Source organism: Chryseobacterium sp. (genome assembly GCF_019236175.1).
GTDB lineage: Bacteria > Bacteroidota > Bacteroidia > Flavobacteriales > Weeksellaceae > Chryseobacterium.
In genome coordinates this window covers 272225-296677 of record NZ_JAFAJM010000019.1, presented here as the reverse complement: position 1 = coordinate 296677, position 24453 = coordinate 272225, and the positions used below count along the sequence as shown (strand labels likewise).

At 38.5% G+C, this 24453-nt stretch carries 16 protein-coding genes; 13 read left to right on the top strand and 3 right to left on the bottom strand.

What is annotated here, in order from left to right; all coding sequences use genetic code 11:
* Positions 1 to 18 precede the first annotated feature (18 nt).
* The 12 genes from JO178_RS17500 to JO178_RS17445 all read left to right on the top strand — a co-directional run bounded on the left by JO178_RS17500 (position 19) and on the right by JO178_RS17445 (position 21387).
* Positions 19 to 2619: a T9SS type A sorting domain-containing protein gene (locus tag JO178_RS17500; protein ID WP_291938582.1), complete on the top strand. Its 2601-nt coding sequence runs from the start codon at positions 19 to 21 to the stop codon at positions 2617 to 2619.
* A gap of 448 nt (positions 2620 to 3067) precedes the next feature.
* Positions 3068 to 6889: a DNA-directed RNA polymerase subunit beta gene (gene rpoB / locus JO178_RS17495; RefSeq protein ID WP_291938581.1), complete on the top strand. Its 3822-nt coding sequence runs from the start codon at positions 3068 to 3070 to the stop codon at positions 6887 to 6889.
* An 82-nt stretch (positions 6890 to 6971) separates the two neighbouring features.
* Positions 6972 to 11237: a DNA-directed RNA polymerase subunit beta' gene (gene rpoC, locus JO178_RS17490; RefSeq protein WP_291938580.1), complete on the top strand. Its 4266-nt coding sequence runs from the start codon at positions 6972 to 6974 to the stop codon at positions 11235 to 11237.
* A gap of 87 nt (positions 11238 to 11324) precedes the next feature.
* The gene (locus tag JO178_RS17485; RefSeq protein WP_002976436.1) at positions 11325 to 11630 is read left to right on the top strand and encodes a DUF3467 domain-containing protein; all 306 of its coding nucleotides are present in this window, start codon (positions 11325 to 11327) and stop codon (positions 11628 to 11630) included.
* Between the two features lie 221 nt (positions 11631 to 11851).
* A complete protein-coding gene (locus tag JO178_RS17480) occupies positions 11852 to 14686 on the top strand; it encodes a T9SS type A sorting domain-containing protein (protein ID WP_291938579.1) in 2835 nt (944 codons plus the stop codon).
* Between the two features lie 3 nt (positions 14687 to 14689).
* The gene (locus JO178_RS17475) at positions 14690 to 15160 is read left to right on the top strand and encodes a hypothetical protein (protein WP_291938578.1); all 471 of its coding nucleotides are present in this window, start codon (positions 14690 to 14692) and stop codon (positions 15158 to 15160) included.
* 52 nt (positions 15161 to 15212) lie between these two features.
* Complete coding sequence (locus tag JO178_RS17470; protein ID WP_291938576.1) at positions 15213 to 15737, top strand: hypothetical protein; 525 nt, start codon at positions 15213 to 15215, stop codon at positions 15735 to 15737.
* 28 nt (positions 15738 to 15765) lie between these two features.
* Positions 15766 to 17913 (top strand): TonB-dependent receptor, encoded by a 2148-nt coding sequence (locus tag JO178_RS17465; RefSeq protein ID WP_291938574.1) that lies wholly within the window; start codon positions 15766 to 15768, stop codon positions 17911 to 17913.
* A 203-nt stretch (positions 17914 to 18116) separates the two neighbouring features.
* A complete protein-coding gene (locus tag JO178_RS17460; protein ID WP_291938572.1) occupies positions 18117 to 18716 on the top strand; it encodes a GrpB family protein in 600 nt (199 codons plus the stop codon).
* A 10-nt stretch (positions 18717 to 18726) separates the two neighbouring features.
* The gene (locus JO178_RS17455) at positions 18727 to 19122 is read left to right on the top strand and encodes a cytidine deaminase (RefSeq protein WP_291938570.1); all 396 of its coding nucleotides are present in this window, start codon (positions 18727 to 18729) and stop codon (positions 19120 to 19122) included.
* Positions 19123 to 19154: 32 nt separating this feature from the next.
* Complete coding sequence (locus JO178_RS17450) at positions 19155 to 19997, top strand: GNAT family N-acetyltransferase (protein WP_291938568.1); 843 nt, start codon at positions 19155 to 19157, stop codon at positions 19995 to 19997.
* A gap of 106 nt (positions 19998 to 20103) precedes the next feature.
* Entirely contained in the window at positions 20104 to 21387 is a 1284-nt protein-coding gene (locus JO178_RS17445) for an ectonucleotide pyrophosphatase/phosphodiesterase (protein ID WP_291938566.1), read from the top strand.
* A gap of 107 nt (positions 21388 to 21494) precedes the next feature.
* Here the strand turns inward: JO178_RS17445 and JO178_RS17440 are convergent, their stop codons facing one another.
* Positions 21495 to 22373, bottom strand: coding sequence for an NAD(P)H-binding protein (locus JO178_RS17440; RefSeq protein WP_291938564.1), 879 nt, complete (start codon positions 22371 to 22373; stop codon positions 21495 to 21497).
* Between the two features lie 83 nt (positions 22374 to 22456).
* Here JO178_RS17440 and JO178_RS17435 point away from each other — a divergent pair, with 83 nt between their 5' ends.
* The gene (locus JO178_RS17435; RefSeq protein ID WP_291938562.1) at positions 22457 to 22855 is read left to right on the top strand and encodes a helix-turn-helix domain-containing protein; all 399 of its coding nucleotides are present in this window, start codon (positions 22457 to 22459) and stop codon (positions 22853 to 22855) included.
* Positions 22856 to 22946: 91 nt separating this feature from the next.
* Here the strand turns inward: JO178_RS17435 and JO178_RS17430 are convergent, their stop codons facing one another.
* Both JO178_RS17430 and JO178_RS17425 read right to left on the bottom strand, forming a co-directional pair.
* Positions 22947 to 23999 (bottom strand): NAD(P)-dependent alcohol dehydrogenase, encoded by a 1053-nt coding sequence (locus tag JO178_RS17430; RefSeq protein ID WP_291938560.1) that lies wholly within the window; start codon positions 23997 to 23999, stop codon positions 22947 to 22949.
* 33 nt (positions 24000 to 24032) lie between these two features.
* Positions 24033 to 24437, bottom strand: a complete 405-nt coding sequence (locus JO178_RS17425; RefSeq protein WP_291938559.1) for a cupin domain-containing protein — start codon at positions 24435 to 24437, stop codon at positions 24033 to 24035.
* Positions 24438 to 24453: the final 16 nt, after the last annotated feature.

Here is a 24453-nt window from a genome sequence, read left to right as displayed (position 1 = left end):
TTTATAAAAGAAAGCAAAATGACAAAAAAATTACCAGGGAAATGGATGACGGTATTTTTTATGCTGATGATGTTCCTGTCAGTTGCAGCGCAGAAAGGCTATGAGCCCATCCGTGGGATGGGAGTGGAAGCAAAGCCTGTGAATAACTCGGGGATCTGCTTAGCCTGCTATAACGGAAGCATGAACCCGGTGATTGATGCTGACCTTGACAATAAGGTAAGTATGGGAAATTTCGCTTCCGTTGTCAGTGGAAACGGAATTTCTGTGAAGAATAAAAATACGATGTATCCTGCAGGGTATATTACAGGTTTTAATGTAGATGTGGGAACAAGTTTCATTACCATTGATCTCCTGAGTTCATTGAGAATCAGCACCTATAAAAATGGTGTTCTTCAGGAAACCACTGCCAGTAGTACTTTGTTGTCTGTACCTGCATTCGGAGGCAATAAAAACAGAATTTTCCTTCATTTTAAAACCACAAAAGAATTCAATGAAATAAGACTGTATCAGACGAATGTGCTGTCTGTATTCAGTGCGATGAATGTGTATTATGCATTTGCATTTGATCCTGCCAAAATGCCGGTTGATAACAACGGAATCTGTGATGATATTATCGCAGGAAGTGGTGTGGACGGTAATGTATCCGCAAGCAGCAGTTTTATTGCCCCTCTTTCTTATGTGCTGAATAAAGAAAGGATAGGGGACGGAGATAAAAACTCTTACGGATCTGTTGTGCTGCCTAAAGGTATTCTCGGATCGTATTCTGTAGGAGTGCTGGATAAAAATCAAACCTATCCTGCAGGGAACAGAGCCGGCTTTGTCATCTCTCCGGATGATGAAGGTAAGCTTTTAAGTGCTGAATTTTTAAAGAATATGAGTATTGAGACTTATCTTTATGGTCATCTTCAGGATTCAAAATCATTATCTGACGGCGGAGGGCTTATTAATATAAAAGTTTTAGGTTTTGGAACAGGAAAGCAAAAAGTGACACTTATCACCACCAAACCATTTGATGAAGTACGTCTGAAATTGACGCAGACTGCGGGAGTCAATTTAGGGTCTTTAAAGGTATATTATGCTTTCGAAGAACCTGTATCATGTGACTGTGATGATAAAATTCAGACCAGTGGATCTGCAATTTCTGGAAACCTGGTGACAGGAAGCAATTGGACATCCGGTCCCGGATTATTCGGGCTTATTTTTGCGAAAATGACAAACCCCGGAGCTATCGTAGATGCCAATAAAACCAATTATGCGACAGTAACACTTCCGGCGGCTTCATTTCTGAGTATGTTCTCAGCGTATGCCACAGTGAGCAGCAATACAATGCTTCCTGCCAATACTTATGCAGGATTTACCCTGGAAAAAGCTGCTAACCTAATAGGAGTGAGTGTTCTGGAAAATATCAGCGTAACCCTGTACAATAATACTATTCAGACGGACCATTTTACCGGTGCAGGAAGTTTAATCAGCGGAAACTTCTTTACTACGGATTCCAATAAGTTGTATGTGGGCGGGAAGGCAACAAAACCTTTTAACCGCATTAAAATTACTTTCTGCAGCGGAACAGGAGTTCGCATCCCTCAGAATTATTATATTTATAATGCATTTGCAAGCAGAGACGATGATAATGATGGGGTACCCAACTGCTTCGACAGATGTCCGAACGGAGATGACAGCATTGATGCCAATGGGAATGGGATACCGGATTGTGCGGAAGGGTGTACTGCCGTAAATGATAAATCGCCTACATTGGATACAGATGGTGACGGAATTATGGATGCCTGTGATGCTGACTCTGATAATGATGGTATTCCTGATGTTCTTGAAGATCTGAATAAAAATAATAAATTTGAAGATGATGATACCGAAGGAGTACTGGGGCCGGTAGAAGTTCTGGGAGATGGAATTGCCAGTTATCTGGATCTGGACTCTGATAATGACGGTATTCTGGATTTATTTGAATCAGGCATTCCGGCTTCGGTGATCAATCAGATAGATAAAGATCATAACGGAATTATCGATGCAGGAATTGAGGTAGGTAAAAACGGATTAGCCGATATGCTGGAAACCTATCCCGATTCCGGAGTGATGAAGTATCCGCTGAGAGATACCGATGGAGATGGAAGACCCGATTTTATAGATCTGGAGTCCAACGGTTCAGATTTTGACCTGTACGTTATCGGAAAAGCCGGTTTAGATGATCTTGGTGTTGGGTTCATTTCCAGAATTGATGATAAAGATAAAGATGGTATTCAGGCTGTAGTAGATACCGATCTTATAAAAAGAGGTGCACCGGATTCTCCGCTTTCTCCTTATGCGTCATTACAGAAAAACGGATCAATGAGTGCAGCTAAAACAACAGGAGTCTCAGAAATCACTGATGCCGCTCATGATGTTAAGATCTATCCGAACCCCGTAAAAGCCGGAGAAAATCTGATGATTACCACAGGAAAAGCCGGAGAGTATACATTGTTCTCTGCGCAGGGACAGGTAGTCAGCGCTGGTCAGTTCAACGGAAATACAGGTATTGATACCGCTTCATTATCAACAGGGGTGTATATCATTACAATAAAAACTCAGTCTTCAGATAAATCTTATAAAGTTATTGTGAAATAACAATAAAAGACCTTTGTGTTAATAAGGGCTGCTTGCTTTAGAGCAGTCTTTTTTATGTTTAATAATCTCAAAATGAGTCTGTTTTATTTGTAATTTTGAATGTTTTTTTGTATCTTTGCCCCTCTTTTGGCGCGAAAAATTGTTTGTAAATTTATAAAATACTGAAAATCAACTCTTTCATTGTGTAAAGCATGAAGGGGATTTTCTGTTTATAATATTGCGGCGGCTCTGCCTCAAAAGTAAGAAAAATATTTTGCATTACGCTGTGAAAAGATATACCAGTGTTGCAGTTAGGAATCAGACTGTAAGAATAAAGAACAAAGAATAAAGACTATTTCTGATAGCGCCAAATATCTCCATGTCTTTTCTCTTTTCACTTTTCTCTTTCTTCTCTTCCTGATATTTTTTAATGAATCAAAATATTTTTTAACCCTTTCTTAAAAGTTTTATGAGTAAAACAAAATCAACAACTCAAGGAAATCCGAGAATTAATTTCTCATCAGCGAAAGGAAAAATCGTTACTCCTGACTTTTTGGACATCCAAATTGAGTCTTTTAAAGAATTTTTCCAGCTTGATACACTTCCTGAAGCCAGAAAGACAGAAGCTCTTTACAAGACTTTCCAAGAGAATTTCCCAATTACGGATTCTAGAAACCAATTCGTATTAGAATTCTTAGACTATCTGGTAGATTCTCCACGTTATTCAATCGATGAGTGTGTGGAAAGAGGATTGACATATTCAGTTCCTCTAAAAGCAAGACTTAAACTGTACTGTACTGACCCGGAACACGAAGATTTCCAAACGGTGGTTCAGGATGTATATTTAGGTCCGGTTCCTTATATGACGCCAAGTGGATCTTTCATCATCAATGGTGCGGAAAGAGTTATTGTTACACAGCTTCACCGTTCACCTGGTGTATTCTTCGGACAGACTTACCACGCTAACGGAACCAAACTTTACTATTCAAGAATTATCCCTTTCAAAGGATCTTGGATGGAATTTACAACAGATATCAACAGCGTAATGTACGCGTATATCGACCGTAAGAAAAAATTACCATTAACAACTTTATTAAGAGCTATCGGTTATGAATCTGATAAGGATATCCTTCAGATCTTCGATCTTGCTGAAGAAGTGAAAGTTTCTAAAGCAGCCCTTAAAAAAGTGGAAGGGAGAACATTGGCTGCGAGAGTATTGAACACTTGGTTCGAAGATTTCGTAGACGAAGATACAGGTGAGGTAGTTTCTATTGAAAGAAACGAAATCATCCTAGACAGAGAAACTATCCTTGAAAAAGAACACTTAGATCTTATCCTGGATGCTGGTGTGAAATCTATCTTGATTCACAAAGAAAACAGCAATGAATTCTCTATTATTCAGAATACATTACAAAAAGACCCTACTAACTCTGAGAAAGAAGCAGTAGAGTATATCTATCGTCAGTTAAGAAACGCAGATCCGCCAGATGAGGAAACAGCAAGAGGAATTATTGAAAAATTATTCTTCTCTGAGCAGAGATATTCATTGGGTGAAGTAGGGCGTTACAGACTAAACAAAAAATTAGGTCTAAACATTCCTACTACAACTGAGGTTCTTACAAAAGAAGATATCATTGCAATCGTAAGACACTTAATCGAGCTTGTAAACTCTAAAGCGGAGGTGGATGACATCGACCACTTATCAAACAGAAGAATTAAAACTGTTGGTGAGCAATTAGCAGGACAGTTCGGCGTAGGTCTTTCAAGAATTGCAAGAACAATCAAGGAGAGAATGAACGTTAGAGATAACGAAATCTTTACTCCTCTTGACCTTGTTAATGCTAAGACTTTAACCTCTGTAATCAACTCATTCTTCGGTACCAACCAGCTGTCTCAGTTTATGGACCAAACCAACCCACTTTCAGAAATCACGCACAAGCGTAGACTTTCTGCACTAGGGCCTGGTGGTTTATCAAGAGAAAGAGCAGGTTTCGAGGTTCGAGACGTTCACCATACTCACTACGGAAGAATCTGTCCGATTGAAACTCCGGAAGGACCAAACATCGGTTTGATTTCATCTTTAGGTATTTATGCAAAAATCAACAACCTAGGTTTCATCGAAACTCCATATAGAAAAGTAGAAGATGGTAAGATTAATCTTAACGCAGATCCTATTTATCTGAATGCAGAAGACGAAGAAGATAAGGTGATTGCTCAGGCAAACGTTGAATTGAGTGATAATGGAGATTTCTTAACAGACAGAATTATTGCAAGACTAGATGGTGACTACCCGGTAGTTGAGCCAGGTCAGGTGAACCTTATCGACGTTGCACCTAATCAGATTTCCGGTATTTCCGCTTCATTAATTCCATTCTTGGAACATGATGATGCGAACCGTGCATTGATGGGATCTAACATGATGCGTCAGGCCGTTCCTTTATTGAAGCCGCAGGCTCCGGTTGTAGGTACAGGGCTTGAGCAACAAGTTGCAAGAGATTCAAGAATCTTAATTAACGCTGAAGGTACAGGTACTGTAGAGTACGTAGATGCTGACAGAATCGTTATTAAATACGAAAGAAGCGAAGACGAAGATTTAGTACAATTCGAGTCCGCTACTAAAACATATAAACTTACTAAGTTCAGAAAAACGAACCAGAGTACAACCATTACCCTAAGACCAAACGTAAGAGTAGGTGATGTAGTGGAAAAAGGACAGGTACTTTGCGACGGTTATGCTACCGAAAAAGGTGAATTGGCTCTTGGTAGAAACTTAGTAGTAGCGTTCATGCCTTGGAAAGGATACAACTTTGAGGATGCAATTGTAATCAACGAAAAAGTGGTACGTGAAGACTGGTTTACTTCAATCCACGTAGATGAATATTCACTAGAAGTTCGTGATACCAAATTAGGTATGGAAGAACTTACGGCTGATATTCCAAACGTGTCTGAAGAAGCTACTAAAGATCTTGACGAGAACGGTATGATCAGAATCGGTGCTGAAGTGAAGCCTGGAGATATCATGATTGGTAAAATCACTCCAAAAGGTGAATCTGACCCGACTCCTGAAGAAAAGCTTCTAAGAGCAATCTTCGGTGATAAAGCCGGTGATGTAAAAGATGCATCATTAAAAGCGGACTCTTCATTAAGAGGAGTGGTTATCAACAAGAAATTGTTCTCCAGAAACATTAAAGACAAAAAGAAAAGAACTGAAGAAAAACTTAAACTTGAAGAAATTGAAAACACTTACAAGGCTAAGTTTGACGAGTTGAGAAATACTTTAATTGAAAAATTAAATACACTGGTAAGCGGTAAAACTTCTCAAGGGGTACAAAATGACCTTGATGAAGAAATCATCGGTAAAGGTGTGAAGTTCACTCACAAGTTATTAACTTCAGTGGAAGATTATGTAAACGTTAGCGGTTCAGACTGGACAGTTGATGCTGATAAGAATGAATTGATCAAACAATTGATTCACAATTACAAAATCAAATTTAACGATATTCAGGGAGTTAAAAACCGTGAGAAATTTGCAATCTCAATCGGAGACGAGCTACCGGCAGGTATTATGAAGCTGGCTAAAGTTTACATCGCTAAGAAACGTAAACTGAATGTAGGAGATAAAATGGCAGGACGTCACGGTAACAAAGGTATCGTATCAAGAATCGTTCGTGAAGAAGATATGCCATTCCTGGAAGACGGAACACCAGTAGATATCGTATTGAATCCACTAGGGGTACCTTCTCGTATGAACATCGGACAGATCTATGAAACAGTTCTTGGATGGGCTGGTCAGAAATTAGGAATGAAGTTCGCGACACCAATCTTTGATGGAGCAACTCTTGATCAGATCACTGAATATACTGAGAAAGCAGGTCTTCCTAAATTCGGTCACACTCACCTTTATGATGGTGGTACCGGGGAAAGATTTACACAGGCTGCTACTGTGGGTGTTATCTACATGCTGAAACTAGGACACATGGTTGATGATAAGATGCACGCACGTTCTATCGGTCCTTACTCATTGATTACTCAGCAGCCGTTAGGAGGTAAAGCTCAGTTCGGAGGTCAGAGATTCGGAGAGATGGAGGTTTGGGCACTTGAAGCATTCGGTGCATCGAATATTCTAAGAGAAATCCTGACAGTGAAGTCGGATGACGTGATTGGTAGAGCAAAAACTTATGAAGCTATCGCGAAAGGTGAGTCTATGCCTGAACCAGGTATTCCGGAATCATTCAACGTATTACTTCACGAGTTACAAGGACTTGGACTTGATGTAAGACTTGAGGAATAATTTTAAATTTTGTATGTGGAATTTTGAATCAGTTCAAAATTTGTAATCCAAAATTTATAATCCAAAATCTAAAATCTAAAAAATGTCAAATAAAAATAAAACAAGTAGATTTAATAAAATAACCATCGGTTTAGCGTCACCGGAGTCTATTTTACAGGATTCAAGAGGTGAGGTTTTAAAACCGGAAACTATTAACTACAGAACTCACAAACCTGAAAGAGACGGGTTATTCTGTGAGAAAATCTTTGGTCCTGTAAAGGATTACGAATGTGCTTGTGGTAAATATAAGAGAATTCGTTACAAAGGAATCGTTTGTGACCGTTGTGGAGTAGAAGTTACTGAGAAAAAAGTAAGAAGAGAGAGAATCGGGCACATCAACCTTGTTGTTCCTATTGCTCACATTTGGTACTTCCGTTCTTTACCGAACAAAATCGGTTACCTTTTAGGGATCCCTTCTAAAAAGCTGGATATGATCATCTACTACGAAAGATATGTAGTGATCCAGCAAGGTATTGCGAAAAAATTAGACGGTTCTGATTTTGAGCATATGGAATTTTTAACAGAAGAAGAGTATCTTGATATTATGGAAACTCTTCCTGTAGAAAACCAGTATCTTGATGATTCTGATCCCAACAAATTCATCGCCAGAATGGGTGCTGAAGCTGTTGAAGATCTGTTAAAAAGAATTGATCTTGATGCATTATCTTTCGACTTGAGACACAAAGCTCACAACGAAGGTTCTAAGCAAAGAAGAACTGAGGCTTTAAAAAGATTGAACGTTGTAGAAGCATTAAGAGGTGCTAATACAAGAATGATCAATAAGCCTGAGTGGATGATCATGCGTGTACTTCCTGTTATCCCACCAGAATTAAGACCATTAGTTCCATTGGATGGAGGACGTTTCGCAACTTCTGACTTGAATGACCTTTATAGAAGAGTTATCATCAGAAATAACCGTTTGAAGAGATTATTGGAGATCAAAGCTCCTGAAGTAATCTTGAGAAACGAGAAGCGTATGCTTCAGGAATCAGTAGATTCATTATTCGATAATACAAGAAAATCTTCTGCAGTAAAATCTGAATCAAACAGACCATTGAAATCACTTTCTGATTCATTGAAAGGTAAACAGGGTCGTTTCCGTCAGAACCTACTGGGAAAAAGGGTAGACTACTCTGCGCGTTCGGTAATTGTTGTAGGTCCAAACTTACAGCTTCACGAATGTGGTATTCCTAAAGATATGGCAGCTGAACTTTACAAACCGTTCATCATTAGAAAACTAATCGAGAGAGGGATTGTAAAAACAGTAAAATCTGCAAAGAGAATTATTGATAGAAAAGAGCCCGTAGTTTATGATATCCTTGAAAACGTGATGAAAGGTCACCCGGTACTATTGAACAGGGCACCTACTCTTCACAGATTGGGTATTCAGGCTTTCCAACCTAAGATGATCGAAGGTAAGGCAATCCAGCTACACCCGTTAGTAACTACAGCATTCAACGCCGATTTCGATGGTGACCAGATGGCGGTGCACTTACCGTTAGGACCAGAAGCAATCCTTGAAGCTCAGTTATTGATGTTAGGTTCTCAAAACATCCTGAACCCTGCAAATGGTTCTCCAATTACGGTACCTTCTCAGGACATGGTTCTTGGGCTTTATTTCATGACTAAAGAATTAAGCTCTACAGAAGATATGAAAGTAAAAGGTGAAGGTCTTGCTTTCTATTCTCCGGAAGAAGCGGAAATCGCTTATGCTGAAGGTAGAGTTTCTTTAAATGCTAAGGTAAGATGTAAACTACCGGTTAAAGAAAACGGAGAAATCGTAATAAGACTGATCGAAACTTCTGTAGGTAGAATCTTATTCAACCAGATTGTCCCTAAGCAGGTAGGATATATCAATGAACTTCTTACTAAGAAATCATTGAGAAACGTTATCGGTAAGATTCTTGCAGATACGGATTTCCCTACTACAGTGAAGTTCCTTGATGCCATGAAAGACCTAGGGTATTCAAACGCATTTAAAGGAGGTCTGTCGTTCTCATTAGGGGATATTGTAGTTCCTGTTGAGAAAAAACAGATGATTGCACAATCAATTGAAACTGTAGACGAAATTAGAGCCAACTATAACATGGGTCTAATTACCGATACAGAACGTTATAACCAGGTAATCGACGTTTGGACAAACACCAATGCCGGATTAACTGAAATGATCATGAGCAGAATGAAAACCGACCAAGGTGGTTTCAACTCTGTATACATGATGCTTGACTCTGGAGCGAGGGGTTCTAAAGAACAGATCCGTCAGTTGTCAGGGATGAGAGGTTTGATGGCGAAACCGCAAAAAGCCGGATCTACCGGAGCGGAGATCATCGAAAACCCGATCCTTGCCAACTTTAAGGAAGGTCTTTCGATTCTAGAGTACTTTATCTCTACCCACGGTGCTCGTAAGGGTCTTGCGGATACCGCTCTTAAGACAGCCGATGCCGGTTACTTAACGAGAAGACTGGTAGACGTTGCTCAGGACGTTATCGTTACAGAAGACGACTGTGGAACACTAAGAGGTACAGAAGTTACCGCACTTAAGAAAAATGACGAGATCGTTGAAAGAATCTCTGAAAGAATCTTAGGTAGAGTATCTCTTCATAATATCTATGATCCCGAATCTGATGAGCTAATTGCTAGTGCAGATCAGGTAATCATCGAAGAATTAGCGAAGAAAATTGAAGAGGCAGGATTAGAAGCAGTTGAAGTTCGTTCACCATTAACTTGTGAAGCTAAGAAAGGAATCTGTGCGAAATGTTACGGTAGAAACTTAGCAACCGGTAAAGTGATCCACATGGGTGAAGCGGTAGGTGTAATTGCAGCACAGTCAATTGGGGAACCAGGTACTCAGCTTACGTTGAGAACTTTCCACCAGGGGGGGACTGCAGGAAACGTATCAGAAAACCCATCTATCGTTGCAAGAAGAGATGGTATCGTTGAAATGGATGAAGTAAGAACAATTACTTCTGAAGATGAAAACGGTAATACTGCAGAAGTTGTGGTTTCTCGTTCAACAGAATTCAGATTAGTTGCTGATAATGAGTCTAGAACTCCATTAATGGTAGCTAACGTACCTTACGGATCGATATTATCTGTAAAACCAGGTGATAAAGTGAAAAAAGGAGATACGATCTGTAGATGGGATCCATATAACGCGGTAATCATTGCTGAAACTTCAGGTAAGGTAGAATACGAGGATATTATCCAGGGTATTTCATTCCAACTTGAAATTGACGAACAGACAGGATTCGAAGAGAAAGTAATCTCTGAATCTAGAAATAAGAAAGCCGTACCTACCTTAAAAGTAGTAGACTCTAAAGGAGTTGAGCAAAAAGCTTACAACTTACCGGTAGGAGCCCACTTAATGGTTAACGATGGTGAAAAAATTAAGGCGGGTAAAGTCTTAATCAAAATCCCAAGAAAATCTGCAAAAGCAGGGGATATCACCGGAGGTCTTCCGAGAGTTACCGAATTATTCGAAGCAAGAAACCCTTCAAATCCAGCGGTTGTTACTGAAATCGACGGGGTAGTTTCTTACGGAAAAATTAAGAGAGGTAACCGTGAACTTATTGTTGAGGCTAAAACTGGAGAAAGAAAGATTTACTTAGTGAAACTTTCCAACCAGATTCTTGTTCAGGAGAATGACTTCGTAAGAGCAGGTTCTCCACTTTCTGACGGTTCTATTACACCGGAAGATATCTTAAGAATTAAAGGTCCAACTGCCGTTCAGGAATACTTAGTCAACGAAATTCAGGAAGTTTACCGTCTTCAGGGGGTAAAAATCGACGACAAGCACTTTGAAATCATCGTAAGACAGATGATGACAAAAGTATCTATCGTTGATGGAGGTGATACTCAGTTCCTTGAAGGAGCTCTTGAACATAAGTATGACTTCTTGGAAGAAAACAACAGAGTATTCGGTCTTAAAGTAGTAGTTGAAGCTGGTGATTCTAAAGAATTCAAGCCAGGTCAGATGATTACTGCAAGAGAATTAAGAGATGAAAACTCTAAACTGAAACGTGAAGATTTAGGACTGGTAGAAGTAAGAGAAGCTCTTCCTGCTACTGCAACTCCTGTATTACAAGGTATTACAAGAGCGGCTCTTCAGACTAAGTCATTCATGTCTGCAGCATCATTCCAGGAAACAACTAAAGTTCTTAACGAAGCAGCAGTTGCCGGTAAGGTAGATGATCTTAATGGTCTTAAAGAAAATGTAATTGTAGGACACAGAATTCCTGCAGGTACAGGTCTTAAAGAGTATCAGAATGTTATCGTAGGTTCTAAGAAGGAATTCGAAGACCTTAACTAAAATTAATGATTTGAAATTTGGGATTTGAAATTATTTTTATATTTTCACAATCTCAAATTTCGAATTTTAAAAACATAATTTATAACAATGGACAACAATCAAAATCCACAAGACGGAAACATCAACATCGAATTAAACGAAATGGTAGCTGCTGGTATCTATGCTAACTTAGCTTTAGTAAACCACTCTCCATCTGAGTTCGTAGTAGATTTCATCCAATTAATGCCGGGGGTACAGCAAGCTAAAGTAAGATCAAGAGTAATTCTTGCTCCACTTCACGCTAAGAGAGTTTTAAACGCTCTTCAACAGAACATCGCTAATTATGAGCAACAGTTCGGAGAAATTAAAGAAGTTGAGCCTTTCGTATTAGGAGGAAACAACGTACAAGCGTAAGATTTCTTTTTACAATAAATTAAGTGCCTCTGCAATGCAGGGGCATTTTTTATGCCATAAACTCAATATTTCTGTGTAAAATTACTCAAATCATTAATGAGTGATAAAATATGTTTTATTCATAATTTTATTCATTTTAATTATAAATTACTAGGTATTTAAGATAAATTATGTTATTGTATTGTGTAACTTGAGTACATTTGCGAAAAAATGAAATGGATATGAAACTCTACCCCATTGCAGCAGTATTATTCTGTACGCAGGTGTTTGCACAGCAAAATACACTGAAGGATAATCAAAAACATTTGCAGGACTTGTATGCTAAATATGATAAAGAGCTGAAAAAGTCACATAAAGTCGGAAAGTCCGCAGGAATTCCACCGAACCCGTATAATGAAGAAGATTATAAAAGGACAATGGATCCTGTCACAGGAAGAACTAACTTTGAAGGACTGGCAAAAGTAAATAGAGACATCCAGAGAGGTAAATATGCACCCAAAGGGCCAATGTCTTTTATTAACAGCGGTTCTGCTACAGGTAAAATCGTTAATGAACCATGGATTGAAAGAGGGCCGTATAGTGTAGGTGGAAGAACAAGAGCCATTATGTACGATCCTAATGATCCTGCCGGTAAACGAGTTTTTGCAGGAGGTGTTTCAGGAGGACTCTGGGTCAATCAGGATCCTTCCGTAAGTACCAATGAATGGACTCCATTGAGTACATTCTGGGCCAATACTTCTGTTTCATCCATTACCTATGATCCCAATAATCACCAGGTATTTTATGTAGGAACCGGAGAAGCTCCGACTGCTGATGCCGTAGGATCCGGAATCTGGAAAACGGCTGATGGCGGAGTAACCTGGACACAAATCTTTACTATTCCGGTAACCTATTCTTCTTCAGGAGTAAGAAACGGTAATTTTTATATTAATGATATTAAAGTAAGAAATAATAACGGTGTTTCTGAGGTGTATGCGGGAGTAAGCGGTTCTTATGTCGGCATCTCATTCAATGATGGATGGCAGGGTTTAAGCCAGGCAGGACTATACAAATCTACTGATGGTGGTGCTACTTTCACTAAGAACTCTAATTTGCTGGCATTAAATACAACAACAAATACAACCAGTACAACAGGATATTCTGTTCAGCAGATAGAAATAGGATCTGATAATGCAATATGGATTTCTACAAGATCTTCACGATTTTCTAATATAGATTCAGGGGGAAGAATATTTAAATCTACCGACGGAGATACTTTTAATCAGGTATATAATGTGGCAAATTCCGGAGCAAGAGTTAATTTCTGTCTTTCTAAGACCAATGCGAATAAAATTTACGCATTTATGCAGGGAGCAACCACAGGAGAGCCTATCAGAATTGCAAGATCCTCTGATGGAGGAACGACATGGCAGGCGACGAATGATGCCGCTCCGGTTATAACTTTGCCAACAGCTACAGATACAAGCATTCCTGCTAATGATTTTACAAGAGGGCAGTCTTTTTATGATCTTGTGATTACAGCGGATCCTCAGGATGATAATACTTTGTATATCGGAGGAGTAGATTTGTATAAATCTACAAATGGGGCAGGGAGCTGGACGCAAATCTCAAAATGGTCTAATAACAACAATATGGCCAATTTACAGGTTTCCACAGTACATGCAGATCAACACGCGATTGTATTCAATCCATTCAATAACTATGCTACCGGGCAGATGATGTTTGGAAATGACGGCGGAATCTATTATGCAGCCAATAAAGCTACGATAGGTACTGTTGGTGGTTTTGCAGCAAGAAATACAAGATACAATGTAACGCAGTTTTACAGTGCTATGTTAAATCCGACAAAAAACCCTGCTGATGAAGAATTATTAGCCGGAGCACAGGATAATGGCTCATGGTGGCTGTATGGTGTACCTCAGGCCGATAATTTCCTTACCAGCCAGGCTGCTACAGGAGGTGACGGAATGTATACGGAATATGATGATCAGGATGCCTATGAAATTGCAAGTTATGTATACAACAGCCATTATATACTGAACTCAAGTTCTAATTATATTATTACAACTTCTGCAAACAGAAATTTAGGACATTTCGTTAACGAACTGGCGCTGGATAGAATCAATGATACCTTCTATTCTTACCGTTCGGGACTGACGCTTTTCAGAACAAGCGGTCTGTCTTCTACAGCTACTACAGCATCATTTACCAATAATCAGATTACGGTAGGAACCGCATTATCGGGAGAACAGGTGTCATGGCTAAAAGTTTCTCCTTATACAACAGCTTCCACAACACTTTTTGTAGGAACCAATCTGGGAAGAGTGTTTAAAATCACCAATGCAAATACAGCAGCATATACTTCTGCTGTATTAACAACACCGGTTACGGGGACTATTTCCGATATTGAATTCGGAGCGAATGAAAATGAACTTCTTGTAACAGCTTCCAATTACAATATCATCAATATATTCTATTCTACTGATGGAGGAACATCATGGCAGAATAAAGAAGGTAATTTACCGGATATGCCGGTAAGAACGATATTGAGAAATCCGGATGATGCTAACGAGGTGTTAATAGGAACAGAAATGGGAATTTGGGGAACCACGAATTTCCTTTCCGGAGCACCAACATGGTCAGCAATGTCAGGAAATGTAGGAAACGTCAGAGTCACTAATTTAGATTACAGACCTTCTACAAAAACAGTATTGGTTTCTACTTACGGAAGAGGAGCCTGGACCTCACAGAATACAAGTACCCTGGCCACTGCGGAAACAACTCCATCCAAAAGAGATATGACAAGAATATATCCTAACCCTTCAAAAGGAATCTCTCATTTAAGATTTGATGCTTCTAAATATGGCAGTGTAGATGTGACTATCTTTGACGGATCAGGAAGAGTAGTGTATACTAAGAAAAATGTGAAGCCTGATGAAGAATTCGGACAGAGGCTGACTCCGGGAAATTATGTCCTGAAGGCAGAATCGAAAGGGGAAATCGTATACAGTGGAAATTACCTGGTATTAGGCCGTGTAGGAGGAGATGATGATTAAGAAATGAATAATCAATTATTTTTAATATTATTTTGGATACTGGCCTCCTGCGGGATGCCGGTATCTACTTTATATCAGGATAAAACGATATCTGTGGTTTCAGCTGAAAAAACGATATGGTCAGGTGGAAGAGCAGGAGTTAGAGGAATCATATATACCATAAAACTGAAAAAAAGGAATAATAAAATAATGAAAGTGAAAGCCCTGAGAGCAGAAGGGAATACCATTCCTTTTGTCCAGACTGTTTCAGGAAATACCATCATCATTAAAGGAAACTATTCTTTTAAAAACAGTGGGGAAACTGTGACTGCTGATCAAGGGTCCGCAGGCAATTCCGTAGAAGGCAATGCATCACAGGATCTGAATCCAAAAGACAATTGGATAACCTATACTTTACAGGGATCCGAAACTTCATACAAAATAAACATTCCGGTCTTCACTTCTGTGGAGCCTTCCGGGGAGCTTGCTCCTTAATATTTCTCATTCTTTGAATAAAAAACTATTCTTTATATTTTTATGTGTTCCGATGATCATGTTATTTAATAATATGATCTATTCTGCTGTTTCCTGCTTAAAAAGGGAACTGTATGAAAAAACACAATATAGTATCGGAAGAAATAAGTGTAAAGAATCAGAGGTAATCTGCTTTACGGAAAAAGAGATCTCAGAAGCAGAGTGGAAAGAAGAAAAAGAATTTACCTTCCATGGGTATTCTTACGATGTTATTAAAGTCAATATGATCAATGGAAAAAAATATTACCTCTGTTATATTGATAAAAAAGATATCATTATTAATTCGGTATTGGATTTTTCAAAAAAGCTCACCGTTAAAAGAATACATATTCGGGGACAGATTGATCTTCCTATACATGGAAAAAATATTTTTAAAATATCTGATTTTTTTGCTGTTCTGGTTCATAAGGAAATCATTTTTTTTGATGCATCTTATTTTAAAACAAATTCCGGTCATTATCATTATTTAAAAAATACACATTATACATCCATTATTATTCCTCCTCCCGAGCCGGATTCAGGCATAAAGAGAATATAATATTAATGGTAACAATTTTTTAAATTAAATGAAAAGATATATATGTATTGCAGCAATGTTGGGCTGCGCTATCGCTCATGCACAGGTACAGGAAGGATCAATAGATGAGGTAAACATCCTGGGAAGAAAAAAAATTAAACAGGAACGTGCAGAATTCAAAAGACACGGACAGTCTGTAGAGACGCTTTCTGAAGAAGATTTAAACAGAAATAATCCCGCAGCTATTGATCAGACATTATCAACAATGCCGGGTGTTCAGGTGGACAAAAGAACCAATTTCGGAGGCCAGAGACTTGTTGTTCGTGGATATGGAAATGACCAGAAATTTAATAACTGGGGGGTGAAAGCATACTGGAATAATATGCCTTTAACATCAGCTGACGGAACTACGGTTCTGGATGATGTTGATTTTGCATATGTAACGAATGTAGAGGTGATTAAAGGCCCTGCTGCAACAATGTATGGCGGCGGAGTAGGTGGTGCAGTACGTTTTTATACCCGACCGGATTTTACTAAAGGCGTTTCCGTTTCAGAAAATGCAATGTTTGGAGCCTTTAAGACATTCCAGTCAAGGACACAACTGAATGTAGCAGATGAAAATTATTCGGTAAGTGCAGCATACGGGCATCTTGAAACAGATGGATACAGACCTAACGGAGGTGGGTTGAAAAACTTTTTCAATATAAACGGTACTGTTAAACTAAGTAAAAAAGATCAGTTAAGTTTCTTTGCAAGCCAGGCTTATTCTTATGAGCATACTTCAGGTCAGATATCATATGATGATTATTATGCGGGTATTGATAACGGAAATCCTGCATATATCCGTAAAAATTCCGGGACGAAAATAAAGTCGACGAGGGTGGGATTAAGCAATACGGTAAGTCTTACTTCTAACTTGAGAAATTACACGACATTGTTCTATTACAACGGAAATACGGAAAGTATTTCTGCCGGAGCATATGGTATTACAAGCTCTCCGAATGTAGGATTACGCTCTACGTTTACATTAAAGAATGACTTCAAGGATTTTGAAAACCGATTAGATTTTGGTGCAGAAATACAAAATTCCGTTTCTACTACTTCCAGTTATCGTTTTACAGGTTCTGAGACAGATCCGTTACAAACAACAGGAATAGGAGGAGCTTCTTATTTTAAATACAATAATAACCAGTCTACTTATTTTGCTATCGATTATCTTACGTATAAACCGTGGGGGCTTACATTATTGGCCGGAATCAGTGCTAATAGAACGAACTATGACAGAAAAGATCTTTATGCATTACCTAATCTGGTTCCCGGACATAAAGATCAGTCATTTGAAAAAAAGTTTGATGTAGCTTATACTCCTCATTTTGCACTGCAAAAAGAGTGGAAACATCAGATTTTTAATCTGAGTTATAGTGAAGGATATAATTCTCCTACGGCGGCTTCCTCTTTTATAACGGCAACTAATACCGTGAATGATGACCTGAAACCGGAACGTGCAAGGATGTTAGACTTCAGTATTCACGGGCTTCTGCTGAATACGAAATTAGATTACCGTTTTTCTGCATTCAGAATAGATTATTCCGATAAACTTACCCAATTGGTGGTTCCGGGTACGCCTAATCTGACATATTGGACGAATACGGGAAGTCAGAAAAATACGGGTCTGGAATTCAGTCTAGGATATCAATACAGAACAGATGATTCTTTTATTGAAAGAATTGTTCCGTTTGTTAATCTTTCTTATTATGATACAAAATATAAAGATTTTTCTACAATCATTGCAGGAAGAAAAGAAACCTATGATCATAAAACGGTAGTAGGAGTTCCAAGAAATAAATATGCAATTGGGTTGGATATTTATACAAAACCAGGATTCTATCTTATTAATACATATAATTATCTGGGGAATGTGTACACTGATTTTAATAATACGAATCTTGTAAAAGGTTTTGGATTGCTGAATTCAAAACTGGGCTTTAAAAAATCCTTTAATAAGCTGGATGTAGATGTTTACGTAATGGGGAATAACCTTACGAATCAGATCAATTATACCTTTTTGTTCTTAGGAAATAGTATTAATGATTCCGATGTCGGTAGTGGTTACCCTAAAGGAGTGGCTACGGATCTTAATCCGGGACCGAATAAAGCGTATTTCTTTTACGGGCTAAACCTGAAATACAGATTCTGAAAATTTCAGGATAGAAAGAAAAAAATACAATTTCTAATTGATGTTGGTTAAGAGGTCGGATTTATAATTTATAAAACGATTTTTTAAATTGATACCTCTGATTTTTCAGAGGTTTTTTTCTATGGATAGATAGAAAACCTTGAAAAGCTTCATTCTAAAGGGATTGATGTAATTTTTATATATTTGTGTATAAACCGGTGCCAATGAAAGTTACTTTTGAAAAATACAATCCTTCCTGGAAAATAGAATTTGAATCTATCAAAAATGAACTGGAAAAAAATATCGGTTTTTTAAATCCAAGAATTGAACACATCGGAAGTACATCAGTAGAAGGATTATCTGCAAAGCCTGTTATTGATATTATGATCGGGGTAAAGAATGAAGAGGAGCTGGATAAGATCCCATCTTTACTACAAGGACAAGACTATGTTTATTATGAAAGATATAATGAAGATATGCCTTATCGTCGTTTCTTTATTAAGCTTATAGATCTGCCCCAGAAGTTAGATTTGCCCGAAATTATTCATTATAATGATGAGATTCCTGAGAAAATTCATGATCACAAACTTCGTATCGCCCATATCCATGTCATTCCAACTTCTTCTGAGCATTGGACTCGTCATATTGCATTTCGGGATTATTTGCGTACGCATCCCGAAATAAAAGACGAATATCAGCAATTAAAAGAGCATCTGAGCCAAAATGAATGGTATGACGGCAATGATTATAACGAAGCAAAAGATCCGTTTATTAAAAGAGAAGAGCGGAAGGCTGTCCAATGGTATGCAGAACATCAAAAATAATTTTTTACCTATGAAAAATGATTTAAAGGAAATAGCCGGTCAGTTTGCAAAACCCAAGACGTTGAATAGCTTTATAGAATATGGAGGCGTAGCAGCTGCCATTGAAACGGTACAAGGAAATGTATATACAGGAATCAGTATAGATACAGCCTGTTCTATGGGATTTTGTGCTGAACATAGTGCAGTTGCTGAAATGCTGAAAAACGGTGAACATCATATCAAAGCGGTAGTGGCGGTTGATAATGACGGAAATGCAGTACCGCCCTGTGGCAGATGCAGAGAACTGATGAGTCAATTGTCTAAAGAAAATCTTAATGCGGTGATAGAAGTGAAAAACGGAGTTTTTGTCACTTTAAAAGAACTGATGCCATATGACTGGAAAGAAGATCTTGGAAGAAAATGGTAATGTAAAATACGATTTTATCAAAAGAATAATCAATGGAATTTAAAACACTGGCTCATCTGAATACCGAAGATATTTTATCGGTTTTTAATCTCTCTTTTTCTGACTATATCGTTCCTTTTCATCTGACGAAAGAACAGCTGATCTCAAAAATAAGTGCTGAAAAAATAGATCTGAGCTTATCTGCGGGAGCATTTGAAGCAGGGCAGCTGAAGGGGTTTATTTTAAGTGCCGAAAAAGAAGAAAACGGAAAGAGAATAATTTACAATGCCGGCACCGGGGTAATTCCTGAAAGCAGGGGGAAAGGGCTGGTAAGAAGAATGTATGACTTTATTTTGTCTTTACCAAAAGAAAGAAAAGTGGATGTGCTCATGCTTGAAGTCATTGTAGGAAATGAACCGGCTATCAGAGCCTATCAAAATTTAGGCTTTTCCATTGTCAGAAAATTGTTGTGCTTTCACGGTGAAATGAACCCGGTAAAAAAAGAATCTGACGTTATTATCAGAGAAAAAGAAGGGTTTCAATGGGATAAATTTCAGTCTTTCTGGGATGTTGAACCATCATGGCAAGGTTCTGTTTTTATACTTGAGGATATGAAAGATACTTTAACGCTGGAAGCTTATCAGGCTGAAAGACTGGTTGGATATCTTATTTACCATCCTGTAGCCAGAAAAATTTATCAGATAGCAGTGCATAAAAATGATAGAAATCAGGGAATTGCTACCCGGCTTTTTGAAGCGGTCAGAAACGGGGTCAACGGTCAGCCTGTATCTTTTAATAATGTAGATGCTGTTTCTGAAAGTACCCGCAGGTTTCTGGAGGAAAAAATAGGACTTAAGAATTGGGTCTCACAATTTGAAATGAAAAGATTTTTATAATTGATAGTAAAATTTTAATCAAAAAAGTGTTTTAATATACTTTTAATATTTTTAATTTTTCAGGGAGAAGGATAGAGTGTAACTTTGCCAAAAAATTTAAATAATAATGAAGCGAGGAATACATTTTTTACTGCTGTTTATTTCCTTTACGGTTTTTGCACAACAGGTAAATATTGACACGGCCCAGGTAGTGATTCCGGGAAGACAGAACAGTGTGGAAGCTCAGAAAAAACCTTATGTAATCATGATTTCAACAGATGGTTTCCGGTATGATTATGCTAGAAAGTACAAGGCTGAAAATCTTCTGAAACTTTCTAATAGCGGAGTAAAAGCCGAAGCGATGATTCCGAGTTATCCAAGCATTACTTTTCCTAATCACTGGAGTCTGATCACAGGACTTTATCCTTCTCATCATGGTCTGATAGATAATTTTTTCTACGATTATAAGAGAAAAGAAGCCTATGCCATGAGCAGTAAGAAAAATGCAGAGGACGGAAGCTGGTATGGCGGAACTCCATTGTGGGGACTCGCTGAAAAACAGGGAATGGTTTCGGCCTCTTTAATGTGGGTGGGATCTGCAAGTGATGCAGGAGGAATGAGACCTACTTATTATTATCCTTATCACGAAAAATTTACTCCTTTGGAAAAAGTTGAAAAAGTGGTGAACTGGTTAAAACTTCCGGAAGATAAAAGACCACATTTTATCTCATTATATTTCCCGGAAGTAGACGGAAGCGGTCATCATTACGGTCCGGATGCCAAAGAAACCGAAACAGCTGTTCATCTGATTGATGAGGCTATTGGTGATCTGGTTCAGAAAATTAATACTTTAGGATTAAAAGATGTCAATTTTATTTTTGTTTCCGATCATGGGATGATTAAAGTAGATGGCGGAACTCCATTGGAAATTCCTGCCGTCTTATTTGATAAAAACAGATTTGATTTTTATAATTCCCAGACTCTGCTGAGAGTATATGTTAAAAATCCGGATGAGGTAAAAGCGGTGTATAAAGAATTAAAAGCGCATAAAACAGATGATTATGAAGTGTATCTGGATAAAAAGCTTCCGAAATATCTGCATTTTGCCACAAGAGATGACAGCTACAACAGAATCGGGCAGATTCTTCTGATTCCCAAAGCTCCGAAAATATTTCTTGAAAAGGGTAAAAAGACATCTGTCGGAAAACATGGGTATAATCCAAGAACAGTTCCTGAAATGAAGGCAACCTTCTTTGCATGGGGCCCCGAATTCAAAAACAATAAAGTGATCGGTGAGTTTGAAAACGTCAATATATATCCTTTAGTCACTGAAATTTTAGGATTAAAAATAGATCAGCCTGTTGACGGAAAGCTGAAAGTTCTGAAAGAAACCCTTAAAGAACAAAAATAATCCGGAGTCAGAGTAGAATAAAAAAAGAGAATTTTAAATAGTTTCGGCGCACCAAAGGTGCGCCGAAACTATTTATATACAGGTCATGAAACCCTGGAAAATAAAATTTAAAATTGAGTTGAAAACTCTTTAGCGAAATCTTCCAGTTGAACACTGCCCGTAACCGGAGAGCCATGTTCGATAAAATCTTTTTGGACTATTCCGGTTTTCATTCCGCTTCCCATTTCAACATAGAGTTCTGCCATATCTTTTGAAAGTCCGGCCTGTAGCATTCCGTTCAGGCTGTCTTCATCAGAAAACTCTACCCATGGAAGTTGTGGCTTTTCTACCGAAGTCCCCAGAACTTTCGCGAAGTCAGATGCCTTCCGGATGTCTCCAACGATATAGCGGATGTTTTTACCCGCTTCATCCTTTACAAGCTCTTCGGCTGCTGCCTTTGCGATATCTGAAGGGTGAACTAGCGGAATCACGGTGTCTTCCGGATAATTTCCTCCTATGATTCCTGCATTTTGAATCAACGGAATATCGTTGAAGAAATTGGTGTAAAAATATCCTGCTCTCAGGAAAGTAAACGAAGTATTTTCGACTTCATTATAAATTTTTTCAATGTGATGAAGGCTTCTGATAGGTCCGGTTCCTACAGGTGATGCTGCTCCTACACTACTTAACATGACGGCACGTTTTACATTGGTGTTCTTTAAAGCCTCTGCATAATTTTTTCCGATATGGATAGTGCTGTCGATAATATGATCTGCAGTCATGGCAGGAGGAGTCATTACAAAGACAGCATCTGCTCCTTCAAACGTCCGAGTCAGAAAAGAGGTGTCGGTAATAGATCCGATAGCGGGTATTGCTCCCAATGATTCAATATCATGTTTTCTTGAGTCATGACTACTGATTACGGTAACGTCATGTCCCTGATGTACTAATTGTTGTGTTAGAGGTTTGGCCACATTTCCCAGTGATCCTGTGATGATCATTTTCATAATAAATATTTTTTTATTTCTGAGAACAAAGTTATATTTGTACTTACTTTTATACAAGTACTTACCCTAAAGTATGTAGATTTATGACAGCAATTAAAGAAAGTTCAACCATTCAGGAAAATAAAAAAGTGGTACAGGACTGTCCTGTAATGTACGTGATGGAAAGAATTGGCGGTTTCTGGAAACCTATTATTCTTTTTAACCTTGCCACCGGTGAGAAAAGGTACAGTGAGCTGAAAAGAGCAATTCCTGCGGTAACCGAAAAAATGCTGATCCAGCATTTGAAACAACTGGAAGCGGACAACCTGATCATAAGAACTGCAAAACCTGTAGTTCCGCCGCATGTTACGTATCAACTGAGTGAAGCAGGGCAGGAGCTTGGCGCTGTGATTGATGCGATGGCCGAATGGGCATTTCAGGATATGGAAAGGCATAATATACCATGTAAAAATACCTATACTGTAAAAAATGTTATACAATAAAAAAACAATAGAATAAGGATTTAGCCCGTTCAAAACAAAAAAAGACAGACCCTTGGAAGAGTCTGCTTATCTTATTTGGAAAATAAAAAAATTATAAAGACTGCATGTCAATAACAAAGCGGTATCTGACATCACTCTTCAACATTCTTTCATACGCTTCGTTGATTTCCTGCATCTTGATCAGTTCAATTTCAGAAACAATATTGTGTTCGCCGCAGAAATCAAGCAATTCCTGAGTTTCTGCAATACCACCAATTACAGAACCGGCTACAGATTTTCTTCCCAGAATCATAGGAACGGTATTGAGGATAGGCTCAAGACCGCCCAGGTATCCTACAAGAACATGAGTTCCGTTGATATGTAAAGTAGCAACATACGGGTTGACGTCATGTACATAAGGAACAGTATCGATAATCACATCAAATTTCCCTTTTACCGAGTTCATCTGCTCTTCATCCGTAGAGATAATGACATGATCTGCACCCAGCTGTTTAGCATCTTCAGTTTTTCCGGGAGTTCTGGAAAATAAAGTCACTTCTGCTCCTAATCCTTTAGCCAGCTTAATCGCCATATGACCTAGTCCTCCTAATCCTACAACAGCTACTTTAGAGCCCGGGCCTACCTTCCAGTGTCTCAGGGGAGACCATGTTGTAATTCCTGCACACAGAAGAGGTGCTACAGCGGCCAGATCCAGATTTTCAGGCACTTTTAAAACATGATGAGCATCTACCACTACTTTCTGAGAATATCCTCCGAATGTATGACCTCCCAAATGTTTGTCATGTCCGTTATACGTCCCTGTAAATCCGTTTAAGCAATATTGTTCCAGGTCATGCTGACAACTATCACAATGGCCGCAGGAATCTACGATACATCCGACACCTGCCAGATCACCAACTTTAAATTTAGTCACCTCACTGCCGGTTTGGGTAATCCTTCCTACGATTTCATGCCCCGGAACAGCAGGGTAGATGGTTCCGCCCCAGTCATTTCTTGCAGTATGAAGATCAGAGTGGCATACTCCGCAATATAGGATTTCAATTTCTACATCTTTAGAAGTTATTTCCCTTCTTTCAATATTCATTTCTTTCAGATCTGCTGTGGTGGATGCTGCACCATAAGCTTTTACTGTTGTTGTACTCATTTGATTAATTAATTTAAGTTAATATGCTCCGTTTTATAAATTCAGATATTCTTCATCTGTTACGGGATCCAGCCAATTCACAATTCCATTCTGCGTATTGGGATTGATGGCTATATGCGTAAACTCACTGTCCGGAGCTGCCCCGTGCCAGTGGATGATATTAGGTAGAATATTCACAATGTCTCCGGGGTGTAAAGCCTGTGCAGGTTTGCCTTTTTCCTGATAAAAGCCTTTTCCTGAAGTAACGATCAAAATCTGGCCACCCCCGTGAGAATGCCAGTTATTTCTGCATCCGGGTTCGAAAGTGACATTTCCAATCTGGCAGTTCAGTTCATCTTCATTGGGTTTTAAAAGATGTACCCAAGCTGTTCCTCCGAAAAAATATTCGGAAGGTGCTTTTTCTCCTTTCGGAAAAATGCTGGTATTAAAAGTTTCCATAACGATACAAAATTCG